Here is a 14,917-nt window from a genome sequence, read left to right as displayed (position 1 = left end):
TCATGCACGGCGAATCTCCGATCAAACGTCGCGAATCCCGCAAAATCTGGGTCGGCAATGTACCGGTGGGTGGTGATGCCCCCATCGCGGTGCAGAGCATGACCAACACCGACACCAACGATGTTGCCGCCACCGTGGCGCAAATCCAGCGCCTGGTCGATGCCGGCGTGGACATCGTGCGCGTCTCGGTACCGGACATGGACGCCGCCGAGGCGTTCGGCCGCATCAAGCAGCAGGTCAGCGTGCCGCTGGTTGCCGATATTCACTTCGACTACAAGATCGCCCTGCGCGTGGCCGAACTGGGCGTCGACTGCCTGCGTATCAACCCGGGCAACATCGGCCGTGAAGACCGTGTGCGTGCGGTGGTCGATGCCGCCCGTGACCGGGGTATCCCGATTCGTATCGGCGTCAACGCCGGCTCGCTTGAAAAGGACCTGCAGAAGAAGTATGGCGAACCGACCCCGGCGGCGCTGGTCGAGTCGGCCCTGCGCCACGTCGAGCACCTCGACCGGCTGGACTTCCAGGACTTCAAGGTCAGCGTCAAGGCCTCCGATGTGTTCATGGCCGTGGAAGCCTACCGCCTGCTGGCCAAGCAGATCGTGCAGCCGCTGCACCTGGGCATCACCGAAGCCGGTGGCCTGCGTTCGGGGACGGTGAAATCCGCTGTCGGCCTCGGTATGCTGCTGGCCGAAGGCATTGGCGATACCATCCGTATCTCGCTGGCGGCCGACCCGGTCGAGGAAGTGAAAGTCGGCTACGACATCCTCAAATCGCTGCACCTGCGCTCGCGTGGCATCAACTTCATCGCCTGCCCGAGCTGCTCGCGGCAGAACTTCGATGTGGTCAAGACCATGAACGAGCTGGAAGGGCGCCTGGAAGACCTGCTGGTGCCGCTGGACGTGGCGGTGATCGGTTGCGTGGTCAACGGCCCGGGCGAAGCCAAGGAGTCCCATGTGGGGCTGACCGGCGGCACGCCGAACCTGGTCTATATCGACGGCAAGCCGGCACAGAAGCTGACCAACGACAACCTGGTCGATGAACTGGAAAAGCTCATCCGCCAGAAAGCGGCCGAAAAGGCCGAAGCCGACGCGGCGCTGATCGTCCGTGGCTGACACACAGAATTCGTAAGGACTTTTCGTGAGCAAATCGCTGCAAGCCATCCGTGGCATGAACGACATCCTGCCAGAACAGTCGCCACTGTGGCGCTACTTCGAAGGCACCGTGGCCGGCCTGCTGGACACCTACGGGTACAGCCAGATCCGCACGCCGATCGTCGAGTTCACCGAGCTGTTCAAGCGCTCCATCGGTGAAGTGACCGACATCGTCGAAAAAGAGATGTACACCTTCGAAGACCGCAACGGCGATTCGCTGACCCTGCGCCCCGAAGGCACCGCTGCCTGCGTGCGTGCCGTGCTCGAACATGGCATCACCGGCAACGGCCAGGTGCAGAAACTGTGGTACATCGGCCAGATGTTCCGCCACGAGCGCCCGCAGAAGGGCCGCTACCGCCAGTTCCACCAGATTGGCGTGGAAGTGTTCAACCTGGACGGCCCGGACATCGACGCAGAGCTGATCATGCTGACCTGGCGCTTGTGGGGCCTGCTGGGCATCCAGGACGCAGTCAAGCTGGAGCTCAACAGCCTGGGCACCAGCGAAGCCCGTGCACGCTACCGTGATGCGCTGGTCGAGTTCCTCTCGGCGCGCCTGGAGCAACTGGACGAAGACAGCCAGCGCCGCCTGAAGAGCAACCCGCTGCGCATTCTCGACAGCAAGGACCAGAACACCCAGGCGGTGCTGGTCGGCGCGCCGAAGCTGGAAGACTACCTGGACGAAGAGTCGCGCGTGCACTTCGAGGGCCTCAAGGCCCGCCTGGACGCTGCCGGCATTCCGTTCGTGATCAATACCAAGCTGGTGCGTGGCCTGGACTACTACAGCAAGACCGTGTTCGAGTGGGTCACCGACAAGCTCGGCGCCCAGGGCACCGTCTGCGCCGGCGGCCGTTACGACGGCCTGGTCGAACAGATGGGCGGCAAGCCGACCTCGGGCGTCGGTTTCGCCATGGGCATCGAGCGCCTGATCCTGCTGCTCGAAACCCTGGGCAAGGTGCCCGAGTCCATCAGCCGCCAGATCGACGTCTACCTGTGCGCCTTTGGCGAACAGGCGGAACTGGCCGGCCTGCGCCTGTCCGAAGGCCTGCGCGACCGCCTGCCGGGCCTGCGCCTGGCTGTCAACGCCGGCGGTGGCAGCTTCAAGAGCCAGTTCAAGAAAGCCGACAAGAGCGGCGCGCTGTTCGCGCTGATCCTCGGCGACGACGAACTGGCCAAGCAAGAGATCGGCTTCAAGCCCCTGCGTGGTCAGGGCGAACAACAGAACATTGCCTGGGATGCTCTGGCTGAGCACCTGGAAACCGCGATCGCGCAGGCGTAACGCGGTTCAACAAGCGAATAGGCGAAAAGGAGTATTGGGGTGTCGAGTACCGATGATGAACTGGCAGGGGTCAAGGACTGGTGGAACCGTAACGGCAAGCCGCTGCTGACCGGTGCCCTGCTGGCTGGCGTGGTGGTGTTGGGCTGGAATACCTGGCACAAGTACCAGAACAATCAGTCGCAAGGTGCCTCGCAGCTGTACCAGGCCTTGCTGGAGACCAGCCTGACGCCGACTGGCCAGCCTGACGCGACCAAGGTCGCGGAGCTGGCCGGCAAGCTCAAGAGCGAGTTCGGCGGTACCGCCTACGCCCAGTACGGCAGCCTGTTCGTGGCCAAGGTCGCGGTCGAGACCGGCAAGCTTGACGATGCTGCTGCCGAGTTGAAGAGCGTGCTGGACAAGCCGGCCGATGCCACCCTGGGCGAAATTTCGCGTCAGCGCCTGGCTCGTGTGCTGGCTGCCCAGAACAAGGCCGAGGACGCCCTCAAGCTGCTCGATGGCGACGCCGACAAAGCCTTCCTGGCCAGCCGCGAAGAGTTGAAAGGTGACCTGCTGGTGCAACTGGGGCGCGCCGACGACGCGCACAGCGCTTACGAGAAAGCCAAGGCTGCGTTGTCCGATGAGGCGGCGGTCGGTGGCCTGCAATTGAAGCTGGATGACTTGGCCAAAGGGGACGCGTAAGTGATCGGTTGGAAACATGCAGCAGTGCTGACCCTGGCCGTACTGGCCGCAGGTTGCAGCAGCAACAGCAAGAAGGAACTGCCTCCGGCCGAGCTGACCAAGTTCACCGAGGAAGTGGTGCTGAAGAAGCAGTGGAGCCGTTCGATCGGTGATGGCCAGGGTGAGACCTACAACACCCTGGTACCTGCCATCGAGAACGACCGTATCTACGCCTCCGACGTCAACGGCGAAGTCTTTGCTCTCGACCGCATCACCGGCGACGTGGTATGGAAGAAGGACCTCGAGCTGCCGGTATCCGGCGCTGTCGGCGTGGGCTACGGCCTGGTCATGATCGGTACCCTCAAGGGTGAAGTCATCGCCCTGGACTCCAGCACCGGTGAGGAGCGCTGGCGCTCCCGCGTCACAAGCGAAGTGCTGGCCCCGCCTGCCAACAACGGTGAGGTGGTGGTGGTGCAGACCCAGGACGATCGCCTGATCGGCCTGGATGCCGCCACTGGCGACCGTCGCTGGATCTACGAAAACACCCCGGCCGTGCTGACCCTGCGTGGCACCGGCGCGCCGATCGCCACCAACCGCCTGGCCGTCGCCGGCCTGTCCACCGGCAAGGTGGTGGCGGTGGATATCAACAACGGCGTGCCGGTTTGGGAGAGCCGCGTGGCAATTCCGCAGGGCCGTTCCGAGCTGGACCGAGTGGTCGATATCGACGGTGGCCTGCTGCTGTCGGGTGGTACCCTGTACGTCAGCACCTACCAGGGCCGCGTCGCGGGCCTGGACCTGGAAAGCGGCCGCGTGCTGTGGCAGCGTGATGCCTCCAGCTACGTGGGTGTCGCCCAGGGCTACGGTAACGTCTATGTCAGCGAAGCTTCCGGTACTGTCGAAAGCGTCGACGAGCGCTCGTCCAGCGCCCTGTGGACCAACGACACCATGGCTCGCCGCCAGCTGACCGCACCTGAGGTGTTCTCCAGCTACGTGGCGGTGGGCGACTTCGAGGGTTACCTGCACCTGCTGAGCCAGGTCGATGGCCGCTTCGTCGGCCGTGAGCGTATCGACAGTGATGGCCTGCGTGCCCGCCCACTTGTGGTCGGCGACACCATCTACGTCTTCGGCAACAGCGGCAAGCTCGAGGCACTGACCATCCGCTGAAGCTATGCTTGAAGCCTTGGCGGGCTTCAAGCCGCGGCGCAGGACACGCCGCCCGAACTCCGGCCGCTGCCTTGCAGCGGCCTTTGCATTTTCAAGAATTCAAGAGTGGAGAGCCGAATGGTTCCCGTAATCGCCCTGGTGGGCCGCCCGAACGTCGGCAAATCCACCATGTTCAACCGCCTGACCAAAACCCGCGATGCCATCGTCGGTGACCTGTCGGGCCTGACCCGTGACCGCCAGTATGGTGATGCCAGCTGGCAGGGTCGTTCCTTCATCCTGATCGACACCGGCGGTATCACCGGTGACGAAGTGGGCATGGACGAGAAAATGGCCGAGCAGTCGCTCATGGCCATTGAAGAAGCCGACTATGTGCTGTTCCTGGTCGATGCCCGGGCCGGCATGACCGCTGCCGACCAGATGATCGCCGAGCACCTGCGCAAGCGGAACAAGGAAGCGATCCTGGTTGCCAACAAGATCGACAACATCGATGCCGACGTGGCTCGCGCGGAGTTCTCGCCGCTGGGCATGGGCAACGCCATCCCGGTGGCCGGCTCCCAGGGCCGCGGCATCAACGCGCTGATGGAGGCTGTGCTCGGCCACCTGCCACGCGACCAGGTCGAAGAAGCGCTGGACGCCGAAGTCGCCGAGGGCGAAGAGGCGGTGCGCATCCCTGGCCCGAGCGAGAAGGATGGTATCAAGATCGCCATCATCGGCCGCCCCAACGTCGGCAAGTCGACCCTGGTCAACCGCATGCTCGGCGAGGAGCGCGTGGTGGTGTACGACCAGCCGGGCACCACCCGCGACAGTATCTACATCCCGTTCGAGCGCGATGACGAGAAGTACACCTTCATCGACACCGCCGGCGTGCGCAAGCGCGGCAAGATCCACGAGGAAGTCGAGAAGTTCTCGGTGGTGAAGACGCTGCAGGCGATCAAGGACGCCAACGTGGTGATCTTCGTCATGGACGCCCGCGAAGGCGTGGTGGACCACGACCTGAACCTGCTGGGCTTCGCCCTGGAAGCCGGCCGCGCCATCGTCATCGCCCTGAACAAGTGGGACGGCATGGAGCCGGGCGAGCGTGACTACGTGAAGACCGAGCTGGAGCGCCGGCTGTTCTTCGTCGATTTCGCCGACATCCACTTCATCTCCGCCCTGCACGGCACCGGCGTGGGCCACCTGTACAAGTCGGTGCAGGCCGCGTTCAAGTCGGCGGTGACCCGCTGGCCGACCAGCCGCCTGACGCAGATCCTCGAAGATGCCGTGAGCGAGCACCAGCCACCACTGGTCAATGGCCGCCGCATCAAGCTGCGCTATGCCCACCTTGGTGGTGCCAACCCGCCGCTGATCGTGATCCACGGCAACCAGACCGACAAGATTCCCAAGTCGTACTCGCGTTACCTGGAGAACACCTACCGCCGCGTGCTGAAGCTGGTCGGTACGCCTATCCGCATCGAGTACAAGGGCGGTGAGAACCCGTACGAGGGCAAGAAGAACACCCTCACCGACCGCCAGGTCAACAAGAAGCGCCGCCTGATGTCGCACCACAAGAAGGCCGAGAAGAAGCGCCGCGACAAGCGCTGATTCCGCGCCAGCTTCTTCGCGGGTAAACCCGCTCCCAGGTCCCAGACAGTTTTCGAATTCTGTGCAGTACCTGTGGGAGCGGGTTTACCCGCGAAGGGGCCCTTTGATCCAGCGCAATCCCCCTATTGTTTCAACCTTTTTCCTGACCGCTCGATCCGCTATGCTCGGACTCCACCCCGTGCCGGATACACCCCAGGAAAGAGGGCTCCATGATCCGCAGCAAACTGCCGAATGTCGGCACGACCATCTTCACCACCATGTCCCAGCTCGCCGTGCAGACGGGCGCGCTCAACCTGTCGCAAGGTTTCCCCGACTTCAATGGCCCGCAGGCACTGCTCGATGCAGTCGGCCGGCATGTGGCCGCCGGGCATAACCAGTATTCGCCGATGACCGGCTTGCCGGCCCTGCGCCAGCAGGTGGCGGCCAAGGTCGCGCGGCTTTACGGCGAGCAGGTGGATGCCGACCAGGAAGTGACCATCACCCCTGGCGCCACCGAGGCGATATTCTGCGCCATCCAGGCGGTGGTGCATGCTGGTGACGAGGTGATTGTCTTCGACCCTTGCTACGACAGCTACGAGCCGTCCGTGGAACTGGCCGGTGGCCGCTGCGTGCATGTACAGCTGAGCGACGGCGATTTCCGCATCGACTGGCAGAAGTTCAGCGATGCCCTCAGCCCGCGCACGCGCATGGTCATCCTCAATTCGCCGCACAACCCAAGCGGTGCGCTGATCACTCGCGATGACCTCGACCAGCTGGCGCGGCTGATCGCTGACCGCGATATCTACCTGGTCAGCGATGAAGTATATGAACACCTGGTCTACGACGGTGTGCGCCATGCCAGCGTGCTGGCCCACGAGCAACTTTACCGACGCGCCTTCGTGGTCAGCTCGTTCGGCAAGACTTATCACGTTACCGGCTGGAAGACCGGCTACGTTATCGCCCCGCCAGCACTGAGCGCCGAGCTGCGAAAGGTGCACCAGTACGTCAACTTCTGCGGGGTGACCCCGCTGCAGTGCGCCCTGGCCGATTTCATGGCCGAGCACCCCGAGCATATCGATGAACTGCCGGCCTTCTACCAGGCCAAGCGAGACTTGTTCTGCGGCTTGCTGGAAGGCTCGCGGTTCCGTTTCACCCGCACGGCGGGTACCTATTTCCAGCTGGTGGACTATTCGCAGATCCGCCCGGACCTGAACGATGTCGACATGTCGCTGTGGCTGACCCGTGAGCACGGCGTGGCGACCATCCCGGTGTCGGTGTTCTACCAGCAACCCATCCCCGAGCAACGCCTGGTCCGCCTGTGCTTTGCCAAACGAGAGGAGACGCTGCATCAGGCAGCGGAAAAACTATGCGCGATCTGAGCACACTGCCGAATCTGAAAGTCGCTCTTGTGCAGACCACCCTGGCCTGGCACGACCGCGAGGCCAACTATGCGCACTTCGAGGTGTTGCTGGAGCAGGTGGGTGAAGTGGACCTGGTGATCCTGCCGGAAATGTTCACTACCGGTTTCTCTATGCAATCGGAAAGCCTGTGCGAGCCGGAAAACGGCCCGACCTACAAATGGCTGAAGGCCCAGGCGAAGAAGTACAAAACGGTGATTACCGGCAGCGTGATCATCCAGGCCGCTGATGGCAGCCACCGCAACCGCCTGCTGTGGGCCCGGCCGGATGGCGAGATCTTGCACTACGACAAGCGCCACCTGTTCCGCATGGCCGGTGAGCACAAGCATTACACCCCGGGCGAACGCCAGGTGCAGTTCGAGCTCAAGGGCTGGCGGATTCGCCCGCTGATCTGCTACGACCTGCGCTTCCCGGTGTGGAGCCGGGATGCCCAGGACACCGACCTGTTGCTGTACACCGCAAACTGGCCGGCTGCGCGCCGCCAGCACTGGAACCGCCTGTTGCCGGCGCGGGGTATCGAGAACCTGTGTTATGTGGCTGCGGTGAACCGGGTGGGCACCGACGGCAAAGGCTTTGCCTATTCCGGCGACAGCCAGGTGCTGGACTTCCAGGGCGAGAGCCTGCTCAGTGCCGGGGAGGCGGACGGGGTGTTTACCGCGGTGTTGAGTGCGGCGGAACTGGCGGCCTATCGGGCCAAGTTCCCGGCCAATCTGGATGCTGACACCTTCGAGCTGCACTGACAGTCTGTACCGGCCTCTTCGCGGTTAAACCCGCGAAGAGGCCGGTGCTGGTTACATCGGTTTCCGATCAGTACACATCCCGCCGATACCGCCCATCCTCTATCAGCTGTTGCATTACAGCTTCCCCGAGGATGGCATTGAGCGCGGCATCTACCCCGGCAGCCATGCCTTGCAGGCTGCCGCAGACATACACACAAGCGCCATCCGCCACCCAGCGCTTGAACTCTTCAGCCTGCTGCAGCAACACATCCTGCACATACACCTTCTCGGCCTGATCCCGCGAAAATGCCAGGTCCAGGCGTGCCAGGTCGCCGCTTTCCAGCCAGCCTTGCAGCTCGTCACCACACAGCAGGTCATGCGCCCGGTTACGTTCGCCGAACAGTAGCCAGTTGCGCTGCTCGCCGGCATTCACCCGTGCGCGGAGCAGGCTGCGCAGGCCGGCCAGGCCAGTGCCGTTGCCGATCAACACCAGCGGTGCAGCAGTTTCCGGCAGGTGGAAGCTGCTGTTGCGCCGCAAACGCATGCTCAGCGTACCGTCAAGCGGCAGGTACTCGGTCAGCCAGCCGGAACCCAGGCCCAGGTTGCCATCGGCATGGCGTTCCTGGCGCACGATCAGCTCCAGCACGCCATCACTGGCGATCGAGGCAATCGAGTACTCGCGGCTGCCGATCGGTACCAGTGCGTCGACCAGAGCTTGCGGCTGAAGGCCGATCAGGTGATCGCGACGGGTCGGCAACTGGCGGCCGGCCAGGGCCTGGGCGAGGGTTTCGCCCAGGCCATTCACTTGCACCTTGGCCCCGGTGTCCAGCGCCATGCCATCGAGGAAGGCGTCGATCCTCGGCTGGCCATTGAGCGGCAGGATCTCCACCAGGTCACCGGCTTCCCAGCTGGCAGGCTGTTCCGGTCGCAGGCCCAGCAGGTACACCGGCTGGCCTTGGCTGCCCGGGTTGAGCAGTTCACGTCGCACCAGCGACCAGCTGCCGAAACTCGGCGGCTGCCAGGCAGCCACTGGCTGGGCGCCAGTCAGTTGCACCAGCTCCTGCTGCCACTGCTGCAGCGCGGCCTGGTCGGCGTTGTCCACTTCCACCGGGCTGAATGCACTGGTGGCACCGCGTTCACCCAGCCATGCCTGCAGGCGGCGGGCGAAGCCGCAGAAGTGCGGATACTGGCGGTCACCGAGGGCGAGCAGGGCATAGCTGAGGTTCTCCAGCGCCCAAGGTTGGCCGAGCACCTTGCGTTCGAAGGCGCGGGCGCTGTCGGGGGCTTCGCCGTCGCCGAAGGTGCTGACCACGAACAGTGCACGGCGGGCCTGGCGCAGGTCGCTTTCATCCAGTTCTGCCAGGGCGCGTACCTGCACTGGCAGGCCGGCGGCCTGAAGCTGCCCGGCGCTCTGCCAGGCCAGTTGTTCGGCAAGCCCGCTCTGGCTGGCAAAGCTGATCAGCCAGCTGTCGCCGCTGGTAGTATTGCTGGTGACGTTGCCACGGGCGGCACGCACCTGGCGCTTCTTGCGCCGGCGGTCGAGGTACAGCAGCCAGCCGGTGACGAAGAACAGCGGCATGGTCAGGCTGGCGATGGTGACGATGATGCGCCCCGGCAGCCCGAAGTATTCGCCCACGTGCAGGGCGTAGACGCTCTGCAGCAATTGGGCCTTGAAGGACTTGTCGGTATAGCGGTCATGTCTTTTCACTTGGCCGCTGGCCGGGTCCAGCACCAGGGTGTTGAAGGCACGTGGGTGGTCGGCGTTGTCCAGCAGGTAGAACAGGTTGGCCGGCTGGCCGCCTACGGGTGGCAGGCGCAGGTTGTACATCGCCAGGCCCGGGCCGGCCGCGACCTTGAGATTGGCCCATATCGCGTCGTAGTCGACCACCAGTGGTGGGGCGTTCTTGTCGATCTTCTGCGGCCCGTGGCGGCCACGGCCTTCGCCGCGCTTTTGCTGCTGGCCGGCGGCCGGCGCGTCGGCCAGCAGCTTGTTCAGGCCTTCGCGGTACCACTCGTAGGACCAGAACAGCCCGGTCAGGGCGAACAGCAGGTAGAACAGCAGGCACCAGGTGCCGGCCACCGCGTGCAGGTCCCAGTTGAAGGCGCGGCCTTTCTTGGCCCAGTCGAGGGTCAGCCAGGTGCGCCAGTCCAGCGCCTTGCGCGGCCAGCGCAGGTACAGGCCGGAGAGGCAGAAGAACACCAGCATCAAGGTGCAGGCACCGGTGATCTGCCGGCCGCTGTCGCCCATGGCCAGGAAGCGGTGCAGGTTGAGCATGAGGTTGAAGAAGCCTTGCCCGGCCACTTCTCCCTTGAGTTCGCCGGTGTATGGGTCTGCGTAGCGCAGCGGGCCACGGCGCTCGCCTGGTGGCGGGGTGAAGGAGACGCGTGCGGCGTTGCCTTCGCGCACATCGACCCACAGCATCGCTACCTTGTCGTGCTGCTGGGCCTCGACCCGCTGGACCAGTTCGGCCGGTGGCAGCACGCCCTCCGGGCGCACCTGGACCTTCAGGACATCGGCATTCAGCGCGCGCAGCAGCTCTTCCTGAAACGAGTACAAGGCCCCGGTGATACCCATCCAGGCCAGCACCAGGCCAGCGGTGATGCCAAAGAACCAGTGCAATTGGAACAGCGTCTTCTTCACCACATGATCACCTTGTGTTTCTGCCGCACACCGCGCGGCGTGCATTATGCCTTGATACGCAAAAGCCCCGCTCACGGGAATGAACGGGGCAGGGTGGGCTAGTCAGTCAGGCTTGTGTTGTCTGTACCGGCCTCTTCGCGGGTGAACCCGCTCCCACAGGTACTGCACTGACCTCAGGTCCAGGGATATCTGTGGGAGCGGGTTCCCCCGCGAAAGGGCCGGCACAGGCGCAGCCCATTCAACAGATCAGTCCCATCCCGGCGTCAGAAGTGGAAGCTGGTGGTCAACAGTGCAGTCCGCCCAGCGGCCTGGTTGGCATAGTGCCCACTGTAGGCCTTGTCGTAGTAGACCTCGTTGGTGAGGTTCTGCACGTTCAACTGCAGGTCGACGTGCTTGGTCAGCTTGTAGCTTGCCATGGCGTCGTAGCGCCAGTACGAGTCGACCATCACGCTGTTGGTGGTGTTGCCGAACACTTCATCGACATAGAAGGCACCACCACCAATGGTCAGCTTCGGGGTGACGTTGTAGGTGGTCCACAGGGTCAGGCTGTTGTTCGGTGTGTTGGGCAACTGATTGCCATCGTTGTAACCATCGACGAACACCGTGCCAACCCGCTGCGCGCCGCCGTCGACGAGCTTGGCATCCAGGTAGGTGTAGCCAGCGAATACCTGCCAGGCGTCGGTCAGCTTGCCGCTGGCGCTGAGCTCCAGGCCATCGACACGGGTCTTGCCGATGTTCTGGTAGGTGTTGTTATCCACCAGAACACGAGCGTCTTCCTTCTCGGTGCGGAAAATGGCTGCGGTCAACGCCAGGCGTTCGTCGAGCAGATCCCACTTGGTACCGATTTCGTAGTTGGTGGTTTTTTCCGGTTTCAGCTCGCTGGTGGTGGTGGCCGTGAGCAGTGCGTTGCCGTCGGAACCTTCGCCGAGCGAAGCGCCAGGCGGGGTGGCGGAGGTGGCATAGGACACATAGATGCTGCCGTTCTCGGCAGGCTTCCAGGTCAGGCCCAGTTGGCCAGTGACGAATTCACTGGTGTCCTCGGTCTTGAAGCTGGTGGAGCCGTTGGCCGCTTTGGTCTTGACCTTGGTGTCGAAGTGGTCGTAACGCAGGCCCATGGTCAGCAACCAGGCCGGGTCGAGTTCCAGCGTGTCGGTGAAGTAGATGGCGCGCGTGTTGCCAGAAGTATCGGCACCGGCTTCGGTGCGGCTGATGGTGCCGTCCCACTCTTCATGCGGATTTGGGTTCGGGAACGAGGTGCAGACACCAGAGATCTGGCCTGTTGCGCTCGAGCAGTTGCCAGCGCTGAAACCGGTGACGTCATATCCTGATTTCACCGATGTTTCCCGGCTGAGCTCGATACCAGTGGAGAAGCTGTTCTTCATGCCACCAACATAGAAATCACCATACAGGTCGGTCTGGTTGGTGGTCGTGCGGGTGTTGGCGACACGGTTGTTCGGGCGACGCCAGACTTCACCGTTGAGGATGTTGCCCTTGCTGTCGTCTGGCTGGCTGTAGATGTAGTCCTGCAGCGTGTTGCCGTGGCGCAAGGTGTTCTTGATGGTCAGCGAGTCGCTCAGATCGTGCTCGATGCTGATGGTCGAAATATCTGCACGGCTCTTGGAGAAATCGCGACCGACCAGGCCGTAGTAGTTGCTGCTGCTGCCACCGCCGTGGGTCGGCTTGTCCGGGTTGGCCGAGGTGCGAGCGGCCGAGCTGCCGGAGCGCAGGCTGTAGGGAATACCCGAATCCGGCAGGTCGTCGCTTTCGACGTGGTAGTAATCAAGGCTCACGCGGGTATCGGTGCCCAGACCGAACACCAGCGAAGGAGCCACGCCCCAGCGGTCGTAGTTGACCTCATCGCGGCCGGCGACGTTGCTTTTGTGGGTCATCAGGTTCAGGCGGCCAGCGACGCTGTCGCTGAACTGGTAGTTGCCATCCAGGGTGTAGCGCTGGGTCTGATCGCTGCCCCAGGTCCAGGCGCCGTCGAGCGAATTGCCCAGGTGCGCACGCTTGCTGACCATGTTGATGGTGCCACCGGCAGCGCCGCGGCCAGCGATCGAGGAGTTCGGGCCCTTGGCAACTTCCACCGACTCGATGGCGAAGATTTCGCGGGTTTGCGAACCGGTATCGCGCACGCCGTCCAGGTACATCGAGCTTTGGCTGTCGAAGCCGCGAATGAATGGGCGATCGCCGGAGGGGTTGCCACCTTCGCCGGCACCCATGGTGATGCCCGGCACGGTGCGCAGTGCATCTTGCAGGGTCAAGGCGCTGGTGTCCTTGATCACTTGCTGCGGGATCACGGTGATCGAGCGTGGGGTATCTACCAGCGGCGCGGTGTACTTCTGCGAGGAGGCCTTGTCGACCTTGTAATCGGTGCTGGCCTGTTCAGCCTTGCCGTTGACGCTGGTGGCGTCGAGGGTGATAGCGTTGCTGGCGGCCGGGTCGGCTGCATAGGCAGAGGAGGCACTGAGGGCAACGCCGATGGCAGACACGATCAGGCGTGGTGAACTCACTGCAGATGGTACGGATTGGCGCATTGCTAAGGACCTTCCCCAAGGTGGTAAGGCCGCGGATCTTAATGTAAGCAATTGTGAGTCACAATTGAGAGTAGTTACCATTCGTGAAGAATTTACAATCTTTACAATTTCCGTTTACGGTTTCATCAAGCTGAAACGTCTTAAGCGGCGAATGGGGCTTGTGAAGCGCAAAAGGGAATCAATATCATTGGCACCTTTACAATTTCCAACGGTGGCGCCGCCATGCTGCTTCACATCCCCGGCCTGTTCGACGCCGATGAACTGGCCCGTATCCGCGAGGCGCTGGAGCAGGCCGACTGGGCCGACGGCAAGATCACGGCCGGCTATCAGTCGGCCAAGGCCAAGCACAACCTGCAGTTGCCGGAAGGCCACCCGTTGGCCAAGGAGATCGGCACTGCACTGATCGACCGCCTGTGGCAAACCCCGCGCTTCATGTCTGCAGCCTTGCCGCACAAGGTGTTCCCGCCACTGATCAACTGCTACCGCGAAGGCGGCAATTTCGGCTTCCACATCGACAATGCCTTGCGCCAGCCCAAGGGCAGCCCGGAGCGGGTGCGTACCGACCTGTCTTCCACGCTGTTCCTCAGCGAGCCGAACAGCTACGACGGCGGCGAGCTGGTGATCCAGGACACCTATGGCGTGCAGCAGGTCAAGCTGGCAGCCGGTGACCTGGTGCTGTACCCCGGCACCAGCCTGCACAAGGTCAACCCTGTTACCCGAGGCCAGCGTTACGCCGCGTTCTTCTGGACCCAGAGCCTGGTGCGCGAGGACAGCCAGCGGGCGTTGCTGTTCGAGATGGACAATGCCATCCAGCAACTGACTGCCGATGTGCCGGACCATCCATCATTGCTGCAACTGACCGGCACCTACCACAACCTGCTGCGCCGCTGGGCCGAGGTCTGAATCGTGTCCTATCAGTTGCGGCGTGAGGAAGTGGTCGATGTGGCCGGTTTGCAGGCCATGCTGGAAGAAAGCCCTGGCAAGGCCGCCCAGGCGATCCTGGCGGCGGCCGGGCAGGGCGCGGTGGAGGCACAGTTGCTGCTGGGGCAGATCCTGCTGGACGGGCGCGGCATTCAGGCGGACGCTGCCGTCGCCAGGCGCTGGTTCGGCATCGCCGCGCAGGGCGGCAGTGCCATGGCGCACAACATGCTGGGGCGTTGCCTGGAGCATGGTTGGGGTGGTGAACCAAGCCAGGCGCAGGCAGCCATCCACTATGCGCGTGCGGCCGATGCCGGGCTGGACTGGGGGCTTTACAACCTGGGCAACCTGCTGGCTACCGGGCGCGGCATACCGGCCAACCAGGCGCAGGCGCTGATGTGCTACGAGAAGGCCGCGCACATGGGCCATGCCAAGTCGATGAACCTGTACGGGCGTTACCTGGAGCAAGGCATCGCCACGGCGCCCAACCCGGCACGGGCGGTGCGCTGGTACCGGCGTTCGGCCCAGGCGGGGGACTTTCGTGGCATGTTCAGCCTGGCGCTGGTGCTTGTCGAGCGGGGGCAAGTGGCGGAAGCCGGGCCTTGGCTGGAACGAGCGCGGGTCGAGGGAAACATGAATTTCCTGCGCAGCGCGCTGGTGACCTTGCAGGGTGCGGGGCCGGTGTTGATGGCCTTTGCGGCGCGGTATGCCGAGGAGATCGAACGGCGGGAAGCTTGAGGTTCCCTCAAGGCCCGCAGTACCTGTAGGAGCAGCCTTGTGCTGCGAAGAGGCCGGCATGACAAAAGATGGCCTTTGGCAGCTATGGCCTCTTCGCAGCACAAGGCTGCTCCTACAGGGAGTTGCACAGGCCTGAAG

General features: G+C 63.5%; 11 protein-coding genes. 9 read left to right on the top strand and 2 right to left on the bottom strand.

Annotated elements, in window-relative coordinates:
- Positions 1 to 2 precede the first annotated feature (2 nt).
- The 7 genes from ispG (at position 3) to CAF92_RS10415 (ending at position 7,966) form a co-directional block, all read left to right on the top strand.
- Positions 3 to 1,112 carry a flavodoxin-dependent (E)-4-hydroxy-3-methylbut-2-enyl-diphosphate synthase gene (ispG, locus tag CAF92_RS10445; protein WP_038408727.1) on the top strand — a complete coding sequence of 370 codons (1,110 nt, stop codon included), beginning with the start codon at positions 3 to 5 and terminating at the stop codon, positions 1,110 to 1,112.
- Positions 1,113 to 1,137: 25 nt separating this feature from the next.
- On the top strand, positions 1,138 to 2,427 hold the full coding sequence (hisS, locus tag CAF92_RS10440) for a histidine--tRNA ligase (protein WP_085600661.1): 1,290 nt from the start codon (positions 1,138 to 1,140) through the stop codon (positions 2,425 to 2,427).
- Between the two features lie 39 nt (positions 2,428 to 2,466).
- Positions 2,467 to 3,105, top strand: coding sequence for a tetratricopeptide repeat protein (locus CAF92_RS10435; RefSeq protein WP_015269019.1), 639 nt, complete (start codon positions 2,467 to 2,469; stop codon positions 3,103 to 3,105).
- A complete protein-coding gene (gene bamB, locus CAF92_RS10430) occupies positions 3,106 to 4,248 on the top strand; it encodes an outer membrane protein assembly factor BamB (RefSeq protein ID WP_025337779.1) in 1,143 nt (380 codons plus the stop codon).
- 117 nt (positions 4,249 to 4,365) lie between these two features.
- Entirely contained in the window at positions 4,366 to 5,829 is a 1,464-nt protein-coding gene (gene der / locus CAF92_RS10425) for a ribosome biogenesis GTPase Der (protein ID WP_025337780.1), read from the top strand.
- Between the two features lie 209 nt (positions 5,830 to 6,038).
- Entirely contained in the window at positions 6,039 to 7,187 is a 1,149-nt protein-coding gene (locus CAF92_RS10420) for a pyridoxal phosphate-dependent aminotransferase (protein WP_085600659.1), read from the top strand.
- Entirely contained in the window at positions 7,175 to 7,966 is a 792-nt protein-coding gene (locus CAF92_RS10415) for an amidohydrolase (protein ID WP_085600658.1), read from the top strand. The genes CAF92_RS10420 and CAF92_RS10415 overlap by 13 nt, the downstream gene beginning before the upstream one ends.
- A 67-nt stretch (positions 7,967 to 8,033) precedes the next feature.
- On the opposite strand, the gene CAF92_RS10410 is transcribed toward CAF92_RS10415, so the two are convergent.
- Both CAF92_RS10410 and CAF92_RS10405 read right to left on the bottom strand, forming a co-directional pair.
- Entirely contained in the window at positions 8,034 to 10,589 is a 2,556-nt protein-coding gene (locus CAF92_RS10410; protein ID WP_085600656.1) for a sulfite reductase flavoprotein subunit alpha, read from the bottom strand.
- A gap of 260 nt (positions 10,590 to 10,849) precedes the next feature.
- Positions 10,850 to 13,123: a TonB-dependent siderophore receptor gene (locus CAF92_RS10405; protein WP_085600654.1), complete on the bottom strand. Its 2,274-nt coding sequence runs from the start codon at positions 13,121 to 13,123 to the stop codon at positions 10,850 to 10,852.
- 222 nt (positions 13,124 to 13,345) lie between these two features.
- Here CAF92_RS10405 and CAF92_RS10400 point away from each other — a divergent pair, with 222 nt between their 5' ends.
- Positions 13,346 to 14,026 (top strand): Fe2+-dependent dioxygenase, encoded by a 681-nt coding sequence (locus CAF92_RS10400; protein ID WP_085600652.1) that lies wholly within the window; start codon positions 13,346 to 13,348, stop codon positions 14,024 to 14,026.
- A gap of 3 nt (positions 14,027 to 14,029) precedes the next feature.
- Positions 14,030 to 14,779, top strand: a complete 750-nt coding sequence (locus CAF92_RS10395; protein WP_085600650.1) for a tetratricopeptide repeat protein — start codon at positions 14,030 to 14,032, stop codon at positions 14,777 to 14,779.
- Positions 14,780 to 14,917 lie beyond the last annotated feature (138 nt).

The organism is Pseudomonas sp. B10(2017), assembly GCF_002113295.1.
GTDB lineage: Bacteria > Pseudomonadota > Gammaproteobacteria > Pseudomonadales > Pseudomonadaceae > Aquipseudomonas > Aquipseudomonas pudica.
Note: the sequence above shows the minus strand (reverse complement) of the source record. Positions and strands in the feature narration are given on the sequence as shown.

Bases quoted from the DNA above. Each gene is read 5' to 3' on its own strand.
- CAF92_RS10420 (WP_085600659.1), top strand. From the start codon at position 6,039: ATGATCCGCAGCAAACTGCCGAATGTCGGCACGACCATCTTCACCACC.
- der (WP_025337780.1), top strand. From the start codon at position 4,366: ATGGTTCCCGTAATCGCCCTGGTGGGCCGCCCGAACGTCGGCAAATCC.
- ispG (WP_038408727.1), top strand. From the start codon at position 3: ATGCACGGCGAATCTCCGATCAAACGTCGCGAATCCCGCAAAATCTGG.
- CAF92_RS10405 (WP_085600654.1), bottom strand. From the start codon at position 13,123: ATGCGCCAATCCGTACCATCTGCAGTGAGTTCACCACGCCTGATCGTG.
- CAF92_RS10400 (WP_085600652.1), top strand. From the start codon at position 13,346: ATGCTGCTTCACATCCCCGGCCTGTTCGACGCCGATGAACTGGCCCGT.
- CAF92_RS10415 (WP_085600658.1), top strand. From the start codon at position 7,175: ATGCGCGATCTGAGCACACTGCCGAATCTGAAAGTCGCTCTTGTGCAG.